Source organism: Parafrankia irregularis, assembly GCF_001536285.1.
GTDB lineage: Bacteria > Actinomycetota > Actinomycetes > Frankiales > Frankiaceae > Parafrankia > Parafrankia irregularis.
Genome location: NZ_FAOZ01000003.1, coordinates 291,392 through 313,149 on the forward strand (window position 1 = coordinate 291,392; position 21,758 = coordinate 313,149).

Sequence of the window (21,758 nt, forward strand, 5' to 3'; positions counted from 1 at the left end):
GGTTGCTCCGGTTTTCAACCACAGCGGAGTATCTATCGTTCACGCGGCCCGAAAATCGTCCGTTTGTCAGCTGGTAAACACCCCGGGGCAGGCCGGCCACGGTGTCCCGCGGCGGGTCCGGGGTGGCAGGGCCGGCCGGGGTGGCAGGGCCGGCCGGCGGGTCAGGGGCGAGGCCGGGGCACCCGTTCGAAGAAGTGGGTGGCGTGCGGGTTGTCGTTGTACCGGCCGATCGGACGGTAGCCGGCCTTCCCGTACAGCGCGATGGCCTCGGTCAGGGACTCGTGGGAGTCGAGCCGAACGGTGTGGTGACCGAGGGCGTGCGCGGTCTGCTCCAGGTGGAGCAGAAGTCGGGAACCCAGGCCCGCGCCGCGCCAGGCGTCATCCACCCACATGCGCTTGATCTCGCCGACACCGTCCTCGATCGTCCGCACACCACCGCACGCCACCGCGGCCCCATCACTGACAGCCAGGACGAAACAGCCCCCGGGTGCCGCCAGCGACGCCGCACCGTCATCCGGCTCGGTGGACGGATCGAAGCCGAACCGCCGCCCGATCTCCGCGAAGTAACGGCCGACAGCCCACACCGCCGCCGGTGATGTCGGGTCGACGGCCTCGAAGCGCACCGCCGCCGCCCGCGCGCGCGACCCACTGCCGCGCAGGCGCTGGGAATCCTCCACGCCAGCGAACGCTAACCGACGCCCCGTCGCTTCCTGGCATCGCCCCGCGACACAGGCAACAACCGGCCCACACGGTCTCGGCCAGCCCGTCCGCCTGCACGGCACGCGATACGCGTGGCCGCGTCCTAACCGCCCGTGGGCAGCACCGACGGGACGACCGACAGCACGACCTGCCGCGGCACCGCGGGCTTCGACAGCGGGAGTTTGGCCGTCGGGGTTCTGGGCGTCGGGGTTCTGGGCGTCGCCGCATCCACGGTCGCGGGCTTGGGCTTGGGCTTGGGCTTGGGCTCCGCCAGTGTCAGCGCCGCGGGCCCCGCGGTCTCGGCCCAGTCGGTGCCCGACGGCTCGGCGGGTGCGGAAGCATCCGGCGAACCGGCTGTCAAAGGGCGATCCGGCGCCGCGGTGACCAGCGAAAGGCGCACGGAGGTGGGGGCATCCGGCACGAAGGCGGTCGACGGACGGTCGCCTCGAGCCCTGGCGGGTTGTGTGGGCACCACGGACAGGCGACCGGCGGACGGACGCACCACCGCGGCGGGGCCGCGTTCGCCGGCTGGTAGCCGGGCCGGAGCGGCAACCCGCGTCAGCGCCGCCTCGATGGCGTGCATGCCCAGCATCATCGCCATCAGCGCGAAAGGAAACACCAGGATGAGCGCTATGATCACTGCGATCTTTCCCTTCCGGATGGCGCGGTCAGATGCCTGGTGCGACGGGCGGGAAGCCGGCCGGTCATCCAAGCTACGCGGGCGGTGAGCACCGGCCCACGGCGAAGAGCACCGTTGTCGGATGCCGCAGGTCCCTGCACCGGGGGACCAGGCGGGCTTCGGGCCCCCGGGCCCACTGACCGCAGGGTTTCGCGGCCATGTTTCAGGCATGGCTCGAACGTGCCTGCCAGATCGACCTATGCCGGATCCGAATCCCTCGGCGGCGCGCCGAGAACGTCATCCGCCGGCGGCACTGGCCCACCCGCGGCGACCGCCACTACCTTCGGGACCGTGTATTCGCTGCGACTGAGCTGTCCGCTCGCCGCTCCACGCGCCACGGTGTACCGGGCACTGATCGACCCGGCGGCAATCGTCCGGTGGCGGTTCCCGGACGGGATGAGCGCACGGCTGCACGAGTTCGACGCCCGCGAGGGCGGCGCCTTCCGGATCTCGCTCACCTACGACCGCCCCGACGTGGCCGGAAAGACCGCCGGCAACACCGACACGTACCACGGCCACTTCGTGCGGCTCGTTCCCGACGAGCAGGTCGTCGAGGTGCTCGCGTTCGAGACCGCCGACCCGGCCCTGGGCGCCCCGATGACGATGACCACGACGCTCTCCGACACCGACGACGGCGGCACCCTCGTCGTCCTCGTCCACGACGGCATCCCGGATGCCATCCCCGCCGCGGACAACGAGACCGGCACCCGCATGGCCCTGGACCGCCTGCGGGCACTCGTCGAGGCCGGTACGCCCGGCGGGCCGGCCACGTCGAGGATCCGGTGACCCCGCCCTGGCAGCCGTTGCGGGCCGCAGGTTGGCAGTTGTCGGACGACCCCGAGCTCCTGGACCGCCCCCGGGTGTGGAGATGGTTGTCGCTGGAGGCTCCGTGGGCGCATGGCCGCAGCCCGGAGGCCGTGAACACCGCCCTTGACCTTTCCCTCACCGTGGGCGTCTACGATTCGGCCGGTCTGCAGCGGGGAGTCGCCCGTTGCGTGACCGACCGGGTGGCCGTCGGATTCATCGACGACGTCTTCGTCGATGCGGACCATCGTGGGAAAGGAGTCGGGCGCTGGCTGGTCTGCGGGCTGCTCCAGCACCGACTGTTACGCGAAATCCCGCAGTTCACGCTGGTGACGGACGATGCCCATACCCACTATGCCGCTGCCGGCTTCACGCCCCTGGCCAGATTCCAGCGGTGGATGCAGTGGCGACGCGACATCGGCTCCGCGTACGCGCCCGACCCCTGGGCACCGGATTCCCCGCCCGGCTCCGCCGGTTGAGCAACCCGGTTCACCGGTCGCCCCCGCCCGCCGGTGGCGCCTGGGACGATGCGGGCCCGCCAGACAATGCCTCCGTACTATGTTTGTCTGGAAAATCACGTTGCTGGCCGTGGACCAGGTGGCTCCTCGACCGGGTCCGGATCCGAGGAGACACCGTCATGGCGACGTACGTCCTGGTGCACGGGGGCGGGCGTGGCGGTTGGTGCTGCCAGCCCGTCGCCCGGAGGTTACGCGGCGCCGGGCGGTGGTCCATCGACACCGGGCACGACCTGGTGATCACCAAGCCGGCGGCGGTCACGAGCGCACTGGTCGAGGTCGCCGGTGACGCCGGGCAGTGATGCGGCGGCTCCGGGCGCGTCCGCGTCCGCGTGGCTCTACGAGTCGGTGGGGCGGCTGTCCGACACGGTGGTCGCCGCGTTCGGCGGCCTGCCGTGGTATACCCGGCTGTCCGCGCACAGCCGGTCCTGGGTCCGGCTCATCGCGCACCAGGAGATCGCCACGATGGCGCAGAGCCTGGTGGCGGCGCGGGCGCCCTCGCTGCAGAACATCTTCTCCGGAGTGCCCGCGGAGGTGGCCCGGCAGATCTCGTTCGACCAGACCGTCGAGCTGCTCCAGGTCACCGTCGACGTCGTCCTGCGCGTGGCGAACGCGGAGGCGGACGAGGCCCTTGACCCCGCCACGTCCGCGGTGCTGCGCGCCGAGCTGGAACGTTACGGCCGCGAGGTCGCGTTCCAGGCGGCGACCGTCTACGCGAAGGCTGCCGAGCACCGGGGCCGTGCGGTAGCCGGTCGACGCGCGCTGCTGCTCGAGGCGCTCGTCGACGGGCGTGAGGACCAGATCGCGGCGCGGGCCGCCGACGTGGTTCCGCTCGGGCTCCCGGTACGCATCCTCGGGATGACCCCGCCCGAGGGCGCGGCCGACCCGCTGCTCGACGAGATCGCCCGGATTGCCGGCCGTCTCGGGCTGGTCTCCTGCGCCGCGGCCCGCGGGAAGGCCGTGGTCGTGATCGCCGTCCAGGGACCCTCCTCGGCGACGGCCGCGACCGGCGGCGGGCCCACGGTGTTCGCCGCGGACCCGGCGGATGCCGCGGTCGCTGCCGGCACCGGCACCGGCACCGGAGGCGGGAGCCGCGGCGGTGCGGGCACGACCATGGAGGGCGGCGCTCCGGTCGACCTGGTCTCCGGGCTACGCGGGCTGGTCGACGGCCCCGCCGGCCCGGGGATCGTCATCAGCGAGCCGGTCGCGTCGGTGGCCCGGGCGGGCCCCGCGACGGCGGCGGTGCTGTCCGGACTGCGGGCGCTCGCCGCGTGGCCGGGGAACCCGGCGGTGGTCAGCACCGAGGATCTGCTCGTCGAGCGCGTGCTGTGCGGGGACACCCAGGCCGCCCGGCAGCTGGTGGCGACCTGCGTGGACCCGCTCGTCAGCGCCGGCCACGGGCTGGTGGAGACGGTGGACGCGATGCTGCGCTGCGACGGCTCCCCCGAGGCCGCCGCCCGCAGCCTGCCGGTGCACGTCAACACCCTGCGCTACCGCATCACGAAGATCGTCAGCCTGACCGGGCGAGATCCACGCCGGTACCGGGACGCCAGCGCGCTGCGGATCGCCTTCGCCCTCGCCCGCACCGGCACGACCCCGTCGGTGCTTCTCCCGTAGCCCGACTCCTCCAGGAGGACGCCGTGCGGACGGCAGCCGTGCAGACCTCGACCAGACCGACCCGGCGCCCAGCCGCCGCCCGAGCGCTGGCCGTCACGGCCGCGGGCGCTGTCATGGCTGCCTTCCTGGCCGTGCCCGCGCACGCCTCGCCCTCGACCTCGACCTCGACCGAGCCGGCTGGTCAGACCGGTCAGACCGGTCCGGCCTGTGCCACGTGGACGTCCCGGGTGGTGGCCAGCGGGCTCGGGACCGCCGAGAACCTCGTCCCGGATGGTCAGGGCGGTCTGTTGGTGAGCACCAACGACAGTGCCGGCAAACTGCTTCGGCTCAGCCCCGACGGCGCCGTGACCCCGCTCGCCACCGACCTGCCCTACGCCGGCGGGCTGGCCCGCGACGGGCAGTGGGTATACGTCGCCACCGGCGCCAGTGCGCTGTCCGGCCTGCTCGGAACCGCCGACGGGACGATCGTCCGGCTCCGCGTCGACGGCGGTGACCGCGCCACCGTCGCGACCGGGCTGGTCGCGCCGAACGGCCTGGCGCGCCTGCCCGACGGAGCCCTCGTGGTGACCCGGACCATCGACCTCGGGCTCGGCTCCTCGTCAGCCGTCGCCCACGTGAGCCCGCAGGGGGTGCTCACCCCGCGTTGGTCAGCCCTGGACGGAACCAACGGCGTCGCGCTCGACCCCAGCGGCGAATGGCTGTATGTGAACCGTTCCCTCGCCGGGGAGACCTGGCGTGTCGACGTCGCGAACCCCGCGCACGCCGTCAAGGTCGCCACACATCCGCTGCTGGCCTTCCCCGATGATCTGACGGTCACCGCGGAAGGGCTGATCACCACCCGGTATCTCGCCGGCGAGGTGGTCCGTATCGATCCGGCCACGGGGACGACGTGTGTCCTCGCCCGTGGCCTCGCGCAGGCCTCGTCCGTCCGGGCCGGGGACGGGCGCGGGTTCCGCGCCGACCGGCTGTACGTCACCAGCCATACCGGCGACGTCTACGAGCTGGCACCGCCAGCCGGGTGAGCGCACGGCGGCCCGGCCCGGCCGGCGGGGACGACGAGTCGACCGGAGCCGGGCCGGGCCGGGCCGTCAGTCGGTGAGGCGCGTGCCGCACCACCGCTCGGTGCCGTCGGCGGCGCGCCGGCTCTCGAAGGCGGTGCCTTTCTCGTTCACCGTGGCAAAGCGGTAGCACAGGGAAAGGCTGGTCCGGTTGGTGCTGAAGTCCACTCCCCCGGGAATGAGCCCGGCGGCATCGTAGTCGGTGAGCCCGCGCAGGGTTTTCTGGAACGAGGCCCGGGTCGGGCAGGGGCCGGCGAGCTCCAGGCCACGAAGCAGCATGTCGGCGGTGATGTAGGAGTTCAGCACGAGGTTCTGGTCCGGGTCGGACACCTGGGGCGCGAAACGGCCCATCGCGTCTCGATAGGTCTTCAGCGCGGGATCCTTCGACTCCCACGGGATCTGGACGAAGTACGCGGACACCCCGGCGAAGTGCTGGCCGTCGGCGGCGAGCACGCTCCGGTCGTAGGCGAGCGGTGAAAGCACCATCTTGAAACCGACCCCCGCCTCCTGGGCGGCGACCAGAAGCTCCCGCAGGCCGGCGAGCTCCATGGAGACGATCAGGCCGTCGGCACCGCTTTCCCGGATGGCCTTCACCGTCCGCGCCGCCGAGGTCGCGCCCAGGCGGTACGGGATGCGGGAGACCACGTCAACACCCTGCGACCGCATGCTCGCGACCATCTGATCCCCGAGGACCTGCGCGGAGTCCGAGACCGGGTCCTCCACCACGGCAGCCCGCGTCACGCCCTGCGCCCGGGCGAAGACACCGAACGTGGTGACCGAGTCCTCTGAGGCGTAGATGTAGGTCGCCGCGAACATGTTCTCGTAGTTGCTCCAGGCCTGCTCGGCCGCGACGCCGAGCACCGGGATTCCGTTGGCCGCCAGCAGGTCCGCCGACCCCGACGCCGCCGTCGTGAACTCCGCGAGCACGAAGATGTTCTCCCGCTCGATCAGCCGCTGCGCCACGGCCAGGTTTGTCTCCTTCTGCGCGGCGTCGTCGGCCGGCACCGCCTCGATGCGGCGCCCGTGCACGCCACCCGCCTCGTTCGCCAGCGCGATCCTGGCCTCGAAACCGCTACGCGCCAGACTGAACGGGAGGGCGAGCGGGCCGGTGTCCGGGTAGACCAGACCGACGCGCACCGTGCTGCCGGAGAAACCCGGCGTCGTGCACGCCGGTACCGGCGGCGACGCGTCGCTCCTGGCCCTGCCACAGGCCGCCAGCACGAGCAGCAGCACCAGTCCCAGCGCCGCGCCGGAGGTTCCCGCGACCCGCCGCGGCCCCCGTGCGCGCCTGCCCGGGCGACATCGGGCCGGCCGCGCCGAGGCCCCGCGGCCAGATTGTGCAGCACCGCGCCGGGAACCGGCGGATATCCGTAATTCCACTGAACGCTGTCACCCCCAGAAGTGAGCCTTTTCCATCGTCGACTCGTGCACGGCGGCCCTGACCATGCACCGTGAGATGGAGAAGTCCCATTGAGGCGAGCATAGCGATTGCGATGTGAGAAGTCTCCCACGAAATCATCGGACGCGGCGCCGCGGCCGCCCGGTCGAAACCGGGCCGGCGAATTGCGCGTGAGGAATTATAACGGCGGCTCCGGCGAGGCGGTGCGCTCCCCCGCGCCGTCGATGCCGAGGAGCTCGCCGTAAAGTAAGCAGGCTGACAACCGCTCCGGCGGCGACCAGTGCGGCCGACACCTCCAACCCGCGGGCGTAGCCGGCGACGAATGCCTCCGGGAAGGCCGCGCCATCCGCCATCAGTGCGCGTTGCCGGGAAAGCAGAATCGCGCCGGTCAACGCTACCCCCAGCACGCCCGACACCTCACGGGCGGAACTGAGCACAGCTGAGGCCATGCCCTCGGTCGAGGCCGGGAGAACTTCCAGGATCCGGGACGTCATCGGCGTCGTCAGGGCTGAGCCCGCCCCGATGACGAGCAGGCCCGGCAGGAGCTCGACGAAGGTGGCGTCCACCGGAATCCAGGCGATGATCAACAGCCCGCCGGCCACCATCAGCAGCCCACCGGCCACCGTCCAGTGCGCGCCACACCTGCGGGCCAGCAGACCGGCCGGGGGAACCATCACGATCAGGGCCAGCGCGAGCGGAACAAAGGCCAGGCCCGCCCGGGTGGGGCTGTAGCCCAGCACAAGCTGCAGAAACAGGGCGGTGAAGAAGAAGACCCCGTTCACCCCCAGCCCCCACAGGACCTGGGCCACGATTCCGCCGCTGAACGCCCGCAGCCGGAACAGGTTCAGGGCCACCATGGGCTCCCTGGCCCGTCCCTCGATCACCAGGAACAGGCTGCCGGCCACCGCCGCGACAGCGAAGGACAGCAGGATGCGGGCCGACCCGAATCCCAGCGTGTTGCCTTCGACCAGCGCATACGTGAGGGCCAGCAGCGCGAGCCCGGACAGCACGACACCGGGCAGATCGAGCCGCGGCCGTCGGCCGGCGTGCTCGGGTCCCCACGGCTGACCGCGGCTCGCCCGCGCTGCCAGGAGCATGGCGAGGGCGCACACCGGCAGGTTCAGGTAGAAGATCCAGCTCCAGTGGGCGTACTGGGTGATCGTCCCACCGACGGCGGGGCCGAGGGCGAGCGCGACCGCGATGGCGGCGGTGAGGACACCGGCGCCGAGATGGCGATCCCGCTCGTCCAGGTCGGCGGCGAGGATCGCCAGCGCCGCCGGCAGCGCCAGCGCTCCACCCGCCCCCTGCGCGAGCCGCGCGAGGATCAGCGCGAGGGAGGTGTCCGCGGCGCCGGCGACACCGGAGAACACCGCGAAGACCGCCAGCCCCAGCAGGAGGACCCGCCAGCGGCCGAACAGGTCGGTGAGACGTCCGCCCAGCAGCAGCAGGCTGGAGAAGGCGAGGATGTAGCTCGTCGCCACCCATTCCAGCCCAGCCGCGGACAGCGCGAAGTCGCGCTGCATGGACGGCAGCGCGACGTTCACGACCGTGTTGTCCAGCGCGGTGATGAACGCCGCGAGCCCGATCGGCGCGATCGCCCTGCGGCCGGCCAGGCCGCCGCGCACGGTCCGCTGCCGTCGCCGGCGCCCCGCTCGGCGCGCCGGGCGCCGAACCTCCGGAGGAGCCGCCGGCTGACCCCCGGGTTGAATGGCCCCGGGGGCTGCCGGCAGAGCCGTCCGGCCGGCTGACCCCTTGTCCGTCCGGACGGCGGTCGCTTCGTCCGCCCGGACGGTCATCACGTCAGTGCTGGTCACCGGTGCTCACCAACCATCGTTCGCTGACGCGGCGCTAGGCCGCGGGCAGGCCGAGGCCTGCGGCCAGCGTCGGCCATGACCGGACGAGCTGGCGGTCCCAGTACTTCCAGCTGTGCGTGCCGTTGCCGTAGAAGTCCGTCACCACCGGCAGTCGCCCCGCGTTCGCGGCTCGCATGAACGCCTGGCCGTTGTTGTTGGTGGCCATCTCGAAGGGGTCCGAGTCCGCGCCGGCGTAGTCCAGTGGGCCTGGGGTGCCGTTGCCGGAGGAGACGTAGAGGTTGATCCCGCGCAGCCTGGTGATCAGGTCGGCGGGGTTTCGCCTCGCCCAGACCGCCAGGAACAGCACCGGATCCCCCCACATGGCCCAGGAGAGCTGCCCTTCCCGCACCAGCAGGCCCTGGATCAGCCCCGAGGAGAGGAAACCGATGCTGTCGAGCACACCGCTGTAGGACGCGGCGGCACCGTAGGCCCCGGGGTGCAGCGCGGAGAGCGCGAACGCCGCGTACCCGCCGACCGACGCGCCGGCGATGGCGGCCCGGCCGGAGGCGCGGTAGCCCCGCTGGAGGATCTGCGGGAGCTCGGTGGCCAGGAAGGTGTCGTAGCCCCAGCCCTTGCGCAGCACGCCGATGTTGAGCCAGTTCGTCCCGAAGCCGGCGGAGCCGTCGCTGGGCATGACGACCAGCGCCTGCTTGTCCGCGGCGAAGGAGCGGATGTTGGTGAACACCGACCAGGACTGGTAGTCCGCCTTCTCGCAGCAGCCGTGGATGAGATACAGGGACGGCCAGGTCTGCGCCGGGCTGCCCGCCCAGCCGGCGGGCAGGATCACCCGCACCGGGGCCGCACCGTTCAGCGCCGGCGAGACGATCATGAGGTCGACGGTGCGGTCGTCCACCCGTGACTCGTAGGCGACGTACGCACCGTCGTCCGCCATCGCCGCCACCGAACCGACGACCGGGACGGTTCCCGCGTTCGGAACGCCCAGGGTGGCGGTCGCGGGCACCAGGTTGGTGAGCGTGTTGAGGCCGCCGTTCACGCTGCGGTTCACCTGGGTCAGCGGCGCCACGGCCGATCCCGGCACCCGTGCGGCCAGGCTGGCCGCGCTGACGCGGGTGGTGGACGCCCGCGTCGAGAGCGCGACCGTTTCCGCTCCCGGCCCGGTCTGCCCGGCCGGCCCGACGGCGGGCAGCCCGAGAGCCAGGCCGCCCGCGGCCAGCACCAGGAAACCGGCGAGCAGCCGGGTCGGGATGCCAAGGCGTCCGCCGCCCGATCGTCGTCCCGACGCGCCTGTACCGTCCGGGTGCCGCATCGGCGATCCCGGCCCGTCCGAGCTCCTTCTCGGCGACGTTAATCGCCGCCGGCGGCGGTCGCGGGGCGGGTCCGTCGGGCGGTTGCCGTCGGTGTGCTCTGTCGGGCTGGTCCCGGTTGTCTCGGGCCCTGCCACCGGTGTCGTGTCCATCTCGTTGCTTTCTCCCACGGCCCGCTACAGGGGCATGTTGTTGTGTTTTCCGACCTGCTGGACCGAGCGTTTACCCCGCAGGGACCGCAGCCCCGCACGGATCCGCGCCCGGGTCTCACAGGGCTGGATGACGGCGTCGATGAACCCGCGCTCGGCGGCCGCATAGGGTGACAGCGCGGTGCGCTCGTAGTCGGCGGTCAGCCGAGCACGCAGTTGATCCGCCTCCGGGCCGGTCCCGGCGGCCCGCAGCTCCCTGCGGTGCAGGACCTCCACCGCACCGGTGGCACCCATCACCGCGATCTCGGCGCTCGGCCAGGCCAGGTTGATGTCCGCGCCGAGGTGCTTGGACCCCATCACCGCGTAGCCGCCGCCGTAGGCCTTGCGCAGCACGACGGTGACCATCGGCACGGTCGCCTCACCGTAGGCGAACAGGAGCTTGGCGCCGCGACGGATGATGCCGCGCCGCTCCTGGTCGAGCCCGGGCAGGTAGCCGGGGACGTCGACGAACGTCAGGATCGGAATGTTGAACGCGTCGCAGAAACGGACGAAACGGGCGGCCTTCTCGGAGGCGTCGATGTCGAGGACACCCGCGCTCACCGCCGACTGGTTCGCGACCACCCCGACCGACTCTCCGTCGACCCGGCCGAGTCCGCACACGATGTTCCCGGCGAACAGCTCCTGGAACTCCAGCAGGTCACCGTCGTCCAGCACCACGTCGAGAACCTTGCGGACGTCCAGGAGCCCACCGGCGGAGTCGGGGACCAGCCGGTCGAGGGCACGGTCCGCGTCGGTCAGGTCGTCCCGGCCGGACCTGCCAGAGCCGCCGGAGCGGGGGTAGGAGGGCGGCGTGCTCAGCGCGTTGTCCGGCAGGAAGCCCAGCAGGCACTGCACCCAGTCGAGGGCGTCGGCCTCGTCGGTCGCCACGTAGTGCGCCGTCCCGGCGGCGGCGTTGTGGCGCGCCCCGCCGAGCTCCTCGAGGGTGACGTCCTCCCCGGTCACCGAACGCACGACGTCCGGCCCCGTGACGAACATGTGGGACGTCTCGTCCACCATCACCGTCACGTCGGTGAGAGCGGGTGAGTAGGCCGCACCACCCGCGCACGAGCCCATGATCATCGAGATCTGCGGGATGACCCCCGAGGCCTGGATGTTGAGCCGGCCGTACTCCGCGTACCGCGCCAGCGCCGTGACACCCTCCTGGATGCGCGCCCCGCCGGAGTCGTTGATGCCGATGATCGGGCAGCCGACCCGCATCGCCAGCTCCATCACCTTGATGATCTTCTCGCCGAACGCCTCGCCCAGGCTGCCGCCGAAGACACTGACGTCCTGGGAGAACACGCACACCGGCCGGCCACCGATCTGGCCGTGGCCGCAGACCAGCCCGTCGCCGTACGGGCGGGCGGCCTCCGCGCCGGCACCGCCACCGCTGCCGCCGCCGCCGTCAGCCCGGCTGCGGACGAGGGTGTCGAGCTCGGTGAAGGTGCCCGGATCACACAGGGCCTCGATGCGCTCCCGTGCGCTCATCCGGCCCTCGGCCCGCCGCCGGGCGAGGGTGCGGGGCGACCCGCCGGCGGCGGCGAGCGCCAGCCGGCGGTCGAGCTCCTTGCCGCTCACGGCCGTCGCCCGCGTCACCGGGTGCCCCGCTGCTCCGGCACGGACGCCGAACCGAACGCCCCGCCAGGCCCTCGTGGATCAGCCCTGTCCGTCCCGCCAGGCCCGCCCGCCCCGTCCGGCACCGGAGCCGGGGTTGGGGTTGGGGTTGGGGCGAGCAGCCGCGACAGGTGCCGGGCGATCACGTCGACGTTCGGGCGGTCGATCAGTGAGGTGTGGTCACCGGGAACCGTGACGATCTCCAGGTTCGGCACCGTCGCCGCCCAGCCCAGGTCGGCGTCGTCACGCAGGTAGCGGGGGTCGAGCGCGACCGTCACCTGGTGGGGCGAGGCCGCTCGGTAGAGCACCGTGCGTCCGTCGTAGCGGCGCGGCTGGTAGTTCTCGGCGATCCGCGCGTCGAGGTAGGAGGTGCGCTGGTGGTGCAGCACACCGGGGGTCATGGCGATGTCGGAGGCGGCGAGGATCTCGAAGATCCGTTCGACCTGCTCGGCGTCGTCGGCACCGGCCAGCTCGTCGTAGGGCAGGTCGAGGTCCACGCCGTAGACCTCGCGCAGGTAGTCGACGAACCGCCCGAAGCGGGTCAGGAGCTGATCCGTGGCGGACAGCCCGGCCGGTGCCGGCAACGGCAGAATCGTGTCGATCATCAGGACGACCTCGACCTCGCCGCCCGCCGCGACGATCTGGTGCGCGACCTCCTGCGCGAGCAGGCCACCGAAGGACCACCCACCCAGCCGGTACGGCCCCGCGGGAGCGATCTTCCGGATCATGGAATGATAGGCGGCGGCCTTGCGCTCCACCTGCCCGATGTCGTCGAGCCGCTCCAGGCCGAACACGGGCACCCGCGGATCCAGCAGCCGCACGAGCGGCTCGTACACGGCGGTCGGACCGCCCGCCGGATGGAACAGGAACAGCGGCGGCTGCGAACCGGCACCGCGCAGCACGCGCACGCCGGCCCCCGCGTTGCCCATCAGACGGTCCCGGATCACCTCGGCGAGAGCTTCGATCGTGCGCGCCCCCGCAAGCTCCGCGCGCTCCCGCGCGTCGGCACGGGTGGCCCCGTCACCGAGACGTTCGGCGACCAGCCCGAGGAAGCGTTCGGTCTCGACCGGGCCGAGAACCGTGGCCAGATCGTCGGTCACCCCGATCGGCTCCGTCGTGACCGTCGCCGCGAGCAACGCCACCAGCCACCGCTCCGCCGGCTCCCGGGCAGCCATCGGCATTCCCCGGCCCGAGACCTCCCCGGTAACCGCGGCGGTCTGCGCCGGCACCGCTCCCGCCGCCGGCACCGCTCCCGCCGCCGGCACGGCCCCCGCCGAACCGGGCCGCGCCTGCGTGGATCCTGTCGGCGACCTCCCATCGGGCGCGGAGTCCGACGCCAGGCCGAGGGCCTCCACCAGGTGTGCCTGGAGATCACCGAGGCTGGCGCCGCGCAGCAGCAGACGGACCGGAAGCGGCAGGCCGAAGTCGTGCTCGACGGCGTTGCGTGCCCGCATCGCCATCAGCGAGTCGAACCCGAGCTCCGTCAGCGGGACGTCGGCATCCACCTGCTGCGGTTCCAGACCCATGATCCCCGCGACGCGGCTGCGCAGCCGATCCGCGATCACGGCCCGGGCCCGCGCCGGCGGCAGGTCCGCCAGCGCCGTGACGCCGGGCCAGGAGTCGTCCTGCGCACCCGGATCGGCGCCGAGCACGTCGGCGAAGAAGGCGAGATCAGCGAGGCCGGGCAGCAACGCCAGCGCACGGGCCGGCGAGAGCCGCACCACCCCGGTGTGGGCCCGGCCGGTGGCGACCACCGTCTCCAGGGCCTCCATCGCCGTCGTCGGCACCAGCGGTTCGAGCAGCGCGTTCGTGACCCCGGCGGCGCCCCCGACCTGGGCCCAGGCACCCCAGTTGATGCTCGTCGCCGGCAGGCCGCTCCGGCGGCGCAGTGCGACCAGCGCGTCGAGCCAGGCGTTCGCGGTCGCGTACGAGGCCTGCCCGGGCGAGCCGAGCAGCGCCGCCGCCGAGGAGTAGACCAGCCACCAGTCCAGTTCCGTACCGGTCTGCGCGGCCAGCCGCGCGGTGGCCACGTGCAGGTTCCAGCCGCCGACGACCTTCGGACGCCAGACGGCGGCCAGCGCGGCCGGATCCAGGTCCAGGACCGACTGGTCCGCCAGGGCTCCCGCCGCGTGCGCGACGCCCCGCAGCACCAGATCACCGGCCGTGGCCTCGGTCAGCAGCCGTGCCGCGGTCTCCGGCAGCGCGATGTCACCGGTGACGATGACGATGTCGCACCCACCGCCGCCGGTGATCTCCCCGGACGTGCCAGACGTGCCGGACGTGCCGGACGTGCCAGACGTGCCGGACGTGCCAGACGTGCCGGACGCGGCGGCTTCGGCAGGTTCGGCGAGTTCGCCGGCGGCGGTGGCGGGCTGCGGAACGGGCCCGGCGTCGTTCGCGACCCGGGCCAGCCCGAGGCCCGGGATCATCCGCCATCCGGGCGGTGCCGCGCCGGCCTGATCCTGTTCCCGGGGCAGAGTCCGCCCGTTCAGAACGACCCTGGAGGCCCCGCCGTCCACCAGCCGACGGGCCAGCAGCAGGCCCAGCCCGCCGAGCCCACCCGTGACGATGTAGGAACCCGGCCGCACCAGCGGCACCGCGGCCGCCTCCACCGGCCCAGCAGGGGACGCGGAGCCGCCTGGCTCCTCGGCGACGCGTGTCAGCCGGGCGGCGAACCGGCGCCCGTCACGCCAGGCCACCTCGTCGTCGGCCGCGTCGGAGATGATCTCCACCGCGACCGGCGCGAGCGCCGCGGCCTCGTCGTCCTCCCCGGTGCCGGCGGCGGTGCCGGGGGCTGTGCCGGCGGCGAGATCGAGGTCGAGCAGCGTCGTCCGCAGGAACGGATGCTCCAGCGCCAGCACACGGACCAGGCCACGCAGCGCCGCCTGGGAGGGCACGGGCAGGTCCCCGTCGGCGACCGCGGCCGCCCCACGGGTGACGATCCACAGCCGGGGCGGATGCTGGGTGCCGTGGCGGACCAGCGTCCTCGCCAACGCGGCCACGGCCGCGGTCAGCTCGGCGCCGGCCATCGGGTCCGTTCCGGCGGGAAGGCCCACCGGCGCGGGTTCCGGGCGCCCCCCGAGGGAGGCCTCGTCGTCGCCGGAGGCCGGCGCCGGCGCGACGACCAGCACGACTCCCCGCACCTGCCCGGAGCCGACCAGGGTGGCGATGCGTCCCTCATCGGTCGTGCTGAGCGCGACAACCCCGCCTGGTGAGCCGCTGCGCCGGTCGAGGAGCGCAGCCACCGCGTCCCGGTCCCCGGAGTCGTCGGTGCCTGGCCTGGGCGCGGAGAGAACCAGCAGACGCGGCTGGGAAGCGGTCGCCGACGGCTGGTCCGGCCGGTCCGGCTGAGCGGACTGGACGGACTGGCCCGGCAGCGCCGGCTCGCCCTGCACCGGCAGCGGCGGAAGCGGAGCCTGCGTCCAGCCTGCCTCATAGAGCAGCGCGGACACCGGGACCGGAACGGCGCTCGCCTCCACCGGGCGCAGGACCACGTCCCGGGCGACGAGCAACGGCGTTCCGTCGTCCGCCGACAGCCGTACCTGGCCGATCAGGCCGTCCTCGTCGTCGCCGCCCGCGGCGGCCGGGGTGAGCAGCGCCGTGGCGTGCCCGCTCGTGATCGGCCGGCCCTGCGGCCCGCCTGAGCGCGGGTCGAGCACGGTCAGCTCGCCGATACGCACCGGCAGGTGCAGCGGCACGCCACCGGCGGTGGCCTCGGGCCACAGGCCGACGGCGGCGACGCCCAGGGTCTGCAGGCAGAGGTCGCCCAGCGCCGGGTGGATCCGGTAGTGCGTATGAGGCTGCGCGGGCGCCGGCAGACTGACCCGCGCCGACGCCGACGCCGACACCGGTGCTCCGGCCGGTGGGCCCACCGGGTCCGGCGGGGCCGTCCCTTCCCCTGGGGAGGTCACCGGGCCGGACGTCACGCGTGCGTCTGTGACGCCGACGAACGCGGGGCCGTACCGGTGGCCGGCCGCCTGCAGCGCCCCGTAGAGGTCGACGGACCTGCCGGCGCCCGCCTCGTCGACGACGTCCTCGGAACGGCCGGCGTCGCCAGCGCTGCCGGCGAGGCCCGTGCTGGCGGCGTGCTCCGCGACCTGGTCCGGGGCATGTTCCGCTGGCTCCACCCGGATCCGGGCGGTGGCGTGGCGCACCCAGCGACCGCCGCCCGCCGTCCGCCGGGAGAAGATCTCGATCGTTCCCGAGGCGGCGCCGGGGCCGTCCTCCACCACGGACGTGGTGACGTCGGTGTGCGGGCCCAGGGGCAGCAGTTCGAGCAGTTCGAGGTCGGTGACGACCGGCCGGCCGCGCCCGAGCACCGCCGCGGCCGACAGGGCCATCTCCGCGAAGGCCGCACCCGGCAGCACGGCCACCCCGTGGACCGTGTGGTCCGCGAGCCACGGCAGCGCCTCCGTCCCGATGTCGGCCCGCCACACGTGCCGGCCCGACTCGGGGATCTCGATGTGCGCCCCCAGCAACGGGTGTCCCGGCGCGGTCCGTGAGGACACCGGGACCGGCGCGGCCCAGTGCCGGCGGTGCCGCCACGGCGCGGCCGGGACATCCACCAGCCTGGGCGTCACCGTCCCGGCCGACGCCGTCCCAGCCGACACCGAGCCAGTCGGCGCGGCATCTGTCGCCGGGGTGAGCAGGGCTTTCAGCGCGTCGCCGTCGCCGCCGAGCGCGAGCGCGGCCAGGTTCACGCGGAACTCGACCGTGTCGTCACGGTCACGCCGCAGGCTCGAGGCGACGTGGACACCGTTACCGGCCGTCTCGCGCAGGGCGCGCCCGGCGATCGGGTGCGGGGAGACTTCCAGGAAGCGGGTCGCCCCGTCCTCGAGGGCCGCCCGCACCGCGTGGACCGCCCGGACCGGGCGCCGGGCGTTGGCCGCCCAGTAGTCGGCATCGCAGGACGGCACCTCGCGCGGATCGTCCAGCACCGACCCGTACCAGGGGACGGCGGTCGGCGTGCCGCGGACCCACGCCAGCCGTGACCGCAGCTCGTCGAGGATGGGATCCACCGCCGGCGAGTGCCCGGCACCGCTCACCTTCATCGGCAGCGCCGTCCGCCCCCGTGCCTCGACCGCCGCGACCAGCCGGGTCACCTGGTCGGCGTCGCCGGCGACCGTGCATTGGCGCGGCGAGGAGTGCATCGCGATGTGGACGCCGGGCAGGTCGGCCGCCAGCTGCCCGAACTCGGTCTCGGTGAGCTCGACGACCGCCATGGCGCCGGCGCCGGCCGCCGCCACCGAGCCCAGCAGCCGAGCCCGGGTCGCGATGACCTCCAGGCCGCTTTCGACGTCCAGTGCGCCGGCGACGACCGAGGCCGCGACCTCGCCCATGGAGAAGCCGATGACCGCGGCCGGCCGCAGACCCGCCGAACGCCACAGCTGGGCGAGCGCCAGCTGCACCCCGAACAGGATGATCTGCCCGGACTCGACGCCGTCGACCGCGTCGCCGCGTTCGAGCAGGCCGCGCAGGGACAGACCGGTCCGCGCCACGAACGGCTTGTCGAGGTCCTCGACGGCCGCGGCGAAGGCCGGTTCGTCGGTCAGCAGTCGCCGGCCCATGCCCGCCCACTGCGAGCCGTATCCGCTGAAGACCCAGACCGACCCCGTGGACAGGTCCGGCCGCGCGGGCAGATCCGGTCTGGTGGGCAGGGCCGGTTGAGTGGGCAGGGCCAGCCCGGCGGGTTGGTGGCCGCGGGCCGGCCGTGTGAGCCTGGTCGTGCCGGGGGCGTCGGATTCGGCGGCGACCACCCTCAGCCGGGCGGCCAGTTCGTCGCCGTCCCGGCCGGCGACGGCCGCGCGGGCGGGAGCCGCCACGTCGAAGCGCCGTGCCAGCGTGAACGCGACGTCGTCCAGGTCGGCGGCCTGTCCATCCACCGTGGTGAGCCAGTCGGCCAGTGCCGCCGCGGTGCCGGCGAGCCGGTCGGCGGACGCCGCTGAGAGCGCCAACGTCCACGGGCCGCGGCGGGCTCCGCTGCCCGCGCGCCGCTCGGCACCCCGCTCGAGACGGAGGTCGGAACGGAGATCGGCGCCGCTGTCGGATCCGTCGCGGGTGCCGCCGTCACGGTCGCCGTGCTCCTCGAGGATCACGTGGGCGTTCGTGCCGCTGAAACCGAACGCGGACACACCGGCGCGGGCCCGGCCGCCGTAACGCGGCCAGGGCACCGGCTCGGTCACCACCCGCAGCGCGGACGCCTCGAACGGAATGCGCGGGTTCGGCGCCGCGAAGTGGACGGAGGGCGGGATCACTCCACGGTCCAGCGCCAGCGCGACCTTGATGACCCCGGCGATGCCCGCGGTGGCCTCAAGATGCCCGAGATTCGTCTTGACCGAACCGAGCAGCAGCGGCTCGCGCGGGTCACGGCCCGCACCCGCGCCGAGCACGGCCCGCAGTGCCGTCGCCTCGATCGGGTCGCCCAGCGGCGTGCCGGTCCCGTGCGCCTCGACATAGTCGACCGAGGTCGGCGTGATGCCGGTCGGCGCGTAGGCCGCCCGCAGCAGCGCCTCCTGTGCCGCCGGGTTCGGCGCGGTCAGCCCGTTCGAACGGCCGTCGGCGTTGACCGCGCTTCCGCGCACCACCGCCAGCACCCGGTCGCCATCACGCTCGGCGTCACGCAACCGCTTGAGCACGACGACTCCGCAGCCCTCGCCGCGCACGATCCCGTCGGCCGCGGCCGCGAAGGCCTTGCACCGCCCGTCGGCGGACAGCGCGCCGCCCGCGCCGAACGCGACGCTCACCGCCGGGGACAACAGCAGGCTCACCCCTGCGACGAGTGCGAGCGACGACTCGCCGGAGAGCAGGCTGGTGCGCGCCGCGTGCAGGGCCACCAGAGAGGACGAGCAGGCGGTGTCGATCGTCAGGCTCGGTCCCCACAGGTCCAGCAGGTAGGACAGCCGGCCCGCGATGATCGACGTCGCCGCGCCGGTCGAGGTCCAGCCCTCGACCCGCTGGGGGTCGGCGAAGGTCAGATGGGCGTACTCCGAGCTGGAGACACCGACGAAGACTCCGGTGGCGCTGCCTCGCAGCGAGGACGGCGGCAGCCCGGCATGCTGCAGCGCCTCCCAGGAGATCTCCAGCAGCAGGCGTTGCCGCGGGTCCATCAGCGCCGCCTCCGCGGGACTGATACCGAAGAACTCGGCGTCGAAGCCCGCCACGTCGCCGATGAACCCGCCGCGGCGCACCGCCTGGCTGACGTCCGCGTCGGCGTCGTCAGCGGCGCCGGCGACGGTTCGCACGACAGCGCCCGCGGCGAGGCCGGGAGTGCCGAGCACGCCGCTGTCGGCCTCGTCCCAGCGCCCCGGCGGCACCGTCGAGACGGCGTCGGTGCCCTGGGCCAGCAGCTCCCACAGCTCACCCGGCCGCGTCACCCCGTCGGGATGCCGCGGACCGCCCGGGAACCGGAACCCGACCCCGATGATGGCCAGCGCGTCATCCCCGACCGGATCATCGGAATCCGCGGCACCCACGGAATCGCGGGAGCCGAGGTCGGTGCCGGCCGGGTCCGAGTGCGCCCGGTCCGGGTCCACCAGGTCGGAGTCCGCGTTCACCGGGTCGGAGTCAGCTGCGGTGCCGGCTCCCGGGGCGGGGGCGGCCAGCCGTCGTGCCAGCGCGGCGAGCGTCGGATGCTGCCAGAGCAGCGTCGGCTCGAGCGCGGTGTCGAGCAGATCCTCCAGGTCGCTGGTCATCGCGACCGCGTCCCGTGACGACAGCCCGAGGTCCACCAGCGGCTGGTCGATGTCGATCTCGGCCGGATCGAGCCCGAGGCTCGCGGCGACCTGGTCGGAAAGCCAGCGCAGCAGGTCGGCTTCGCTCAGGGATGTGGCGGGGCTCGTGCCGTCCCCGGGCGCGTCGGTCACCGGGACGCACCGGTGACGGCGAACGCGCCGGCCAGGTAGCGCTCCCGGCAGGCGTGCCGGGCAATCTTGCCGCTGCTCGTGAGCGGGATCGTGCCCGGGCGGGTCAGTACGACCTCGCGTACCGCCACCCCGTGGCTCACGGCGACCGCGCCGCGGATCACCCCGGCCATTCTGGTCACCTCGGCCGGCTGGCCGGCGACCTCCGCGGTGATCTCCGCGGCCACCACGACGGCCTCGCCGTGGTCGGTGCTGACGGTGAACGCGGCCGAGCGGTTGGGCCGCACCGCCTCGTGGGCGGCTTCCACCGTCGCCTCGATGTCCTGCGGGTAGTGGTTGCGCCCGTCGATGACGATCAGGTCCTTCAACCGACCGGTGACGTACAGGGCACCCTCGTGGAGCATCCCGAGATCACCGGTGCGTAACCAGCCGTCGTCCTGCCAGCCGTCGGGCGACCAGCCTGCCGGCAGCGCCGCCGTGCGCTCACCGGCCGGCGCCGCGAGCCGCTGCCCGAAGGTCGCCTCGGTGCGGGCCGGCTGGTTGAAGTAGCCCCGGGCGACGTTCGGCCCGCGGACCCAGATCTCGCCGACGACATCGGGTGGGCAGAGCCGGCCCGCCTGCGGGTCGACCACGGCGACCCGTTGCCCGGCCGGCACGCCGCAGGACAGCAACGGGATGAGCCGCCGCTGCGGGGCGCCCTGTTCCGGGCCTTGTTCCGGACGTCTTTCCGGGTCCTGCCCCGGCTCCCGGCCTGGGCCGGGCCGGGCCGTCTGCTGCCGCCGCGGCCCCTGCTGCTGGGGGATGCCCGGCTGCGCCGGCCGCTCGGACTCGTCCACCGGCAGGGCACGCCCGGCGGCGAGCATCTCCGCGTCGAACCACACCGGTCGCTGCGGGCGCCCGCTGGCACCCCCGCACACGTAGACGGTCGCCTCGGCGAGGCCGTACGAGGGGCACAGCGCCTCTGGCCGCAGCCCCAGCGGGCCGAAGGTCGCCAGGAAGCGTTCGAGCGTGGCGGGCCGGACCGGCTCCGACCCGTTGCCCAGGACCCAGACGTCGTCCAGCCGCAGCCCTTCCCGCTCCTTCGGGCGGACCCGGTCGACCGCGAAGTCGAACGCGAAGTTCGGCGCCATGGCCACCGCGCCGCGGTTCTCGGCGAGATGACGCAGCCACCGGCCCGGGCGCTGCAGGAAGGCCACCGGGTCGAGCAGGACCGACCGGACACCGCCGGCCACGGTCCCGCCGACGACCAGCACGAGGCCCATGTCGTGGAACAGCGGCAGCCAGCTCACCACCGTGTTCCGAGCCGGATGGCAGCGGTAGCCGGCCATCGCCTGCGCGGTGTTCGCCACGATGTTGCCGTGGGTGACGAGCACGCCGGACGGGGTCCGTGTCGAACCGGAGGTGTACTGGATGTAGGCGACGTCGTCCAGGCGGGGCCGCGGGCCTGCCGGTGCCCAGCCGGGCGGCACCGGCAGCACCGGCGAAGCGGCCGGCTCGGCGGGTGCGGCAGCCGCGGCGGGCTCGCCGGGTCCGGCGGAGGGGGCACCTGGGCCGTCGATGACGCAGATCGCCACCGCCTGCGCACGTGTCTCGAGGTACGCGCGAACGGACGGCAGGACGGACGTCGTCGTGGCCACGCAGTTGGGTACGCAGTCGTCGAAGACGGCGGTCAGCCGGTCACTGTGGCCGATCAGGTCCGGTGGGAACAGCGGCACGGCGACGACCCCGGCCCGCAACGCGCCGAGGAAGGCGATGACGTAGCCGAGCCCCTGCGGGGAGAGGATGACCATCCGGCCGCCGGCCGGCACCGCCTGGGCTATCTGCCAGGCGGCGGCGCTCACCGCGGCGTCGAGCTGCCCGAAGGTGGTGGACGTCTCCACTCCCGACCGGTCGGTGCCGTAGTCCACGAAGCTCATCGCGATGTCGTCGGGGCGGGCCGCCGCCTGCTCCGACAGATGCTCGTCCAGGGTCCGCGCGCAGATCAGCGCCCCGGCTGCGTCCAGCGTGCCTTCGTCGCCGGGCACCGTGGCCGGACCGGGCCGTCTTTCGGAGGCTGCGGACGACGGCTGGGCCCGCCCCGCGGAGGATAAAGAGCTGTCAGGTTTCGACCCCATACTGTGCCCCATTTTCTCCAGCACGGAATCGTGTGGCACGCAAATTCAGTGGACCGAATTCACGCCGTTATCCACACAGTCCGGACATTCTTCG

General features: G+C 73.5%; 13 protein-coding genes. 5 read left to right on the plus strand and 8 right to left on the minus strand.

Going from position 1 to position 21,758, the window contains the following annotated elements; all coding sequences use genetic code 11:
* Window positions 1–161: 161 nt before the first annotated feature.
* Window positions 162–677, minus strand: coding sequence for a GNAT family N-acetyltransferase (locus tag AWX74_RS06200; protein WP_091272541.1), 516 nt, complete (start codon window positions 675–677; stop codon window positions 162–164).
* 125 nt (window positions 678–802) lie between these two features.
* Complete coding sequence (locus tag AWX74_RS06205; protein ID WP_091272543.1) at window positions 803–1,339, minus strand: hypothetical protein; 537 nt, start codon at window positions 1,337–1,339, stop codon at window positions 803–805.
* A 219-nt stretch (window positions 1,340–1,558) separates the two neighbouring features.
* Between AWX74_RS06205 and AWX74_RS06210 the strand changes: the two genes are divergently transcribed.
* The 5 genes from AWX74_RS06210 (at window position 1,559) to AWX74_RS06230 (ending at window position 5,336) form a co-directional block, all read left to right on the plus strand.
* Entirely contained in the window at window positions 1,559–2,164 is a 606-nt protein-coding gene (locus tag AWX74_RS06210; RefSeq protein WP_242666103.1) for an SRPBCC domain-containing protein, read from the plus strand.
* A complete protein-coding gene (locus AWX74_RS06215; protein WP_091272545.1) occupies window positions 2,161–2,661 on the plus strand; it encodes a GNAT family N-acetyltransferase in 501 nt (166 codons plus the stop codon). The genes AWX74_RS06210 and AWX74_RS06215 overlap by 4 nt, the downstream gene beginning before the upstream one ends.
* Window positions 2,662–2,819: 158 nt before the next feature.
* Window positions 2,820–2,999 carry a hypothetical protein gene (locus AWX74_RS42815; RefSeq protein ID WP_091272546.1) on the plus strand — a complete coding sequence of 60 codons (180 nt, stop codon included), beginning with the start codon at window positions 2,820–2,822 and terminating at the stop codon, window positions 2,997–2,999.
* Window positions 2,983–4,314, plus strand: coding sequence for a PucR family transcriptional regulator (locus AWX74_RS06225; RefSeq protein ID WP_091272547.1), 1,332 nt, complete (start codon window positions 2,983–2,985; stop codon window positions 4,312–4,314). The genes AWX74_RS42815 and AWX74_RS06225 overlap by 17 nt, the downstream gene beginning before the upstream one ends.
* 23 nt (window positions 4,315–4,337) lie before the next feature.
* The gene (locus AWX74_RS06230) at window positions 4,338–5,336 is read left to right on the plus strand and encodes an SMP-30/gluconolactonase/LRE family protein (RefSeq protein WP_091272548.1); all 999 of its coding nucleotides are present in this window, start codon (window positions 4,338–4,340) and stop codon (window positions 5,334–5,336) included.
* Window positions 5,337–5,402: 66 nt separating this feature from the next.
* Here AWX74_RS06230 and AWX74_RS06235 read toward each other — a convergent pair whose 3' ends face one another.
* The 6 genes from AWX74_RS06235 to AWX74_RS06260 all read right to left on the minus strand — a co-directional run bounded on the left by AWX74_RS06235 (window position 5,403) and on the right by AWX74_RS06260 (window position 21,574).
* Entirely contained in the window at window positions 5,403–6,605 is a 1,203-nt protein-coding gene (locus AWX74_RS06235; RefSeq protein WP_091272549.1) for an ABC transporter substrate-binding protein, read from the minus strand.
* Window positions 6,606–6,887: 282 nt separating this feature from the next.
* Entirely contained in the window at window positions 6,888–8,396 is a 1,509-nt protein-coding gene (locus AWX74_RS06240) for an MFS transporter (protein WP_242666104.1), read from the minus strand.
* Between the two features lie 223 nt (window positions 8,397–8,619).
* Window positions 8,620–9,891: an alpha/beta hydrolase gene (locus tag AWX74_RS06245; RefSeq protein WP_226930861.1), complete on the minus strand. Its 1,272-nt coding sequence runs from the start codon at window positions 9,889–9,891 to the stop codon at window positions 8,620–8,622.
* A gap of 174 nt (window positions 9,892–10,065) precedes the next feature.
* The gene (locus AWX74_RS06250) at window positions 10,066–11,673 is read right to left on the minus strand and encodes an acyl-CoA carboxylase subunit beta (protein WP_091272551.1); all 1,608 of its coding nucleotides are present in this window, start codon (window positions 11,671–11,673) and stop codon (window positions 10,066–10,068) included.
* Complete coding sequence (locus tag AWX74_RS06255) at window positions 11,670–19,553, minus strand: type I polyketide synthase (RefSeq protein ID WP_091272552.1); 7,884 nt, start codon at window positions 19,551–19,553, stop codon at window positions 11,670–11,672. Before AWX74_RS06255 ends, AWX74_RS06250 begins: the two co-directional genes overlap by 4 nt.
* Window positions 19,550–21,574: a fatty acyl-AMP ligase gene (locus AWX74_RS06260; RefSeq protein WP_165615486.1), complete on the minus strand. Its 2,025-nt coding sequence runs from the start codon at window positions 21,572–21,574 to the stop codon at window positions 19,550–19,552. The genes AWX74_RS06255 and AWX74_RS06260 overlap by 4 nt, the downstream gene beginning before the upstream one ends.
* Between the last annotated feature and the right edge of the window lie 184 nt (window positions 21,575–21,758).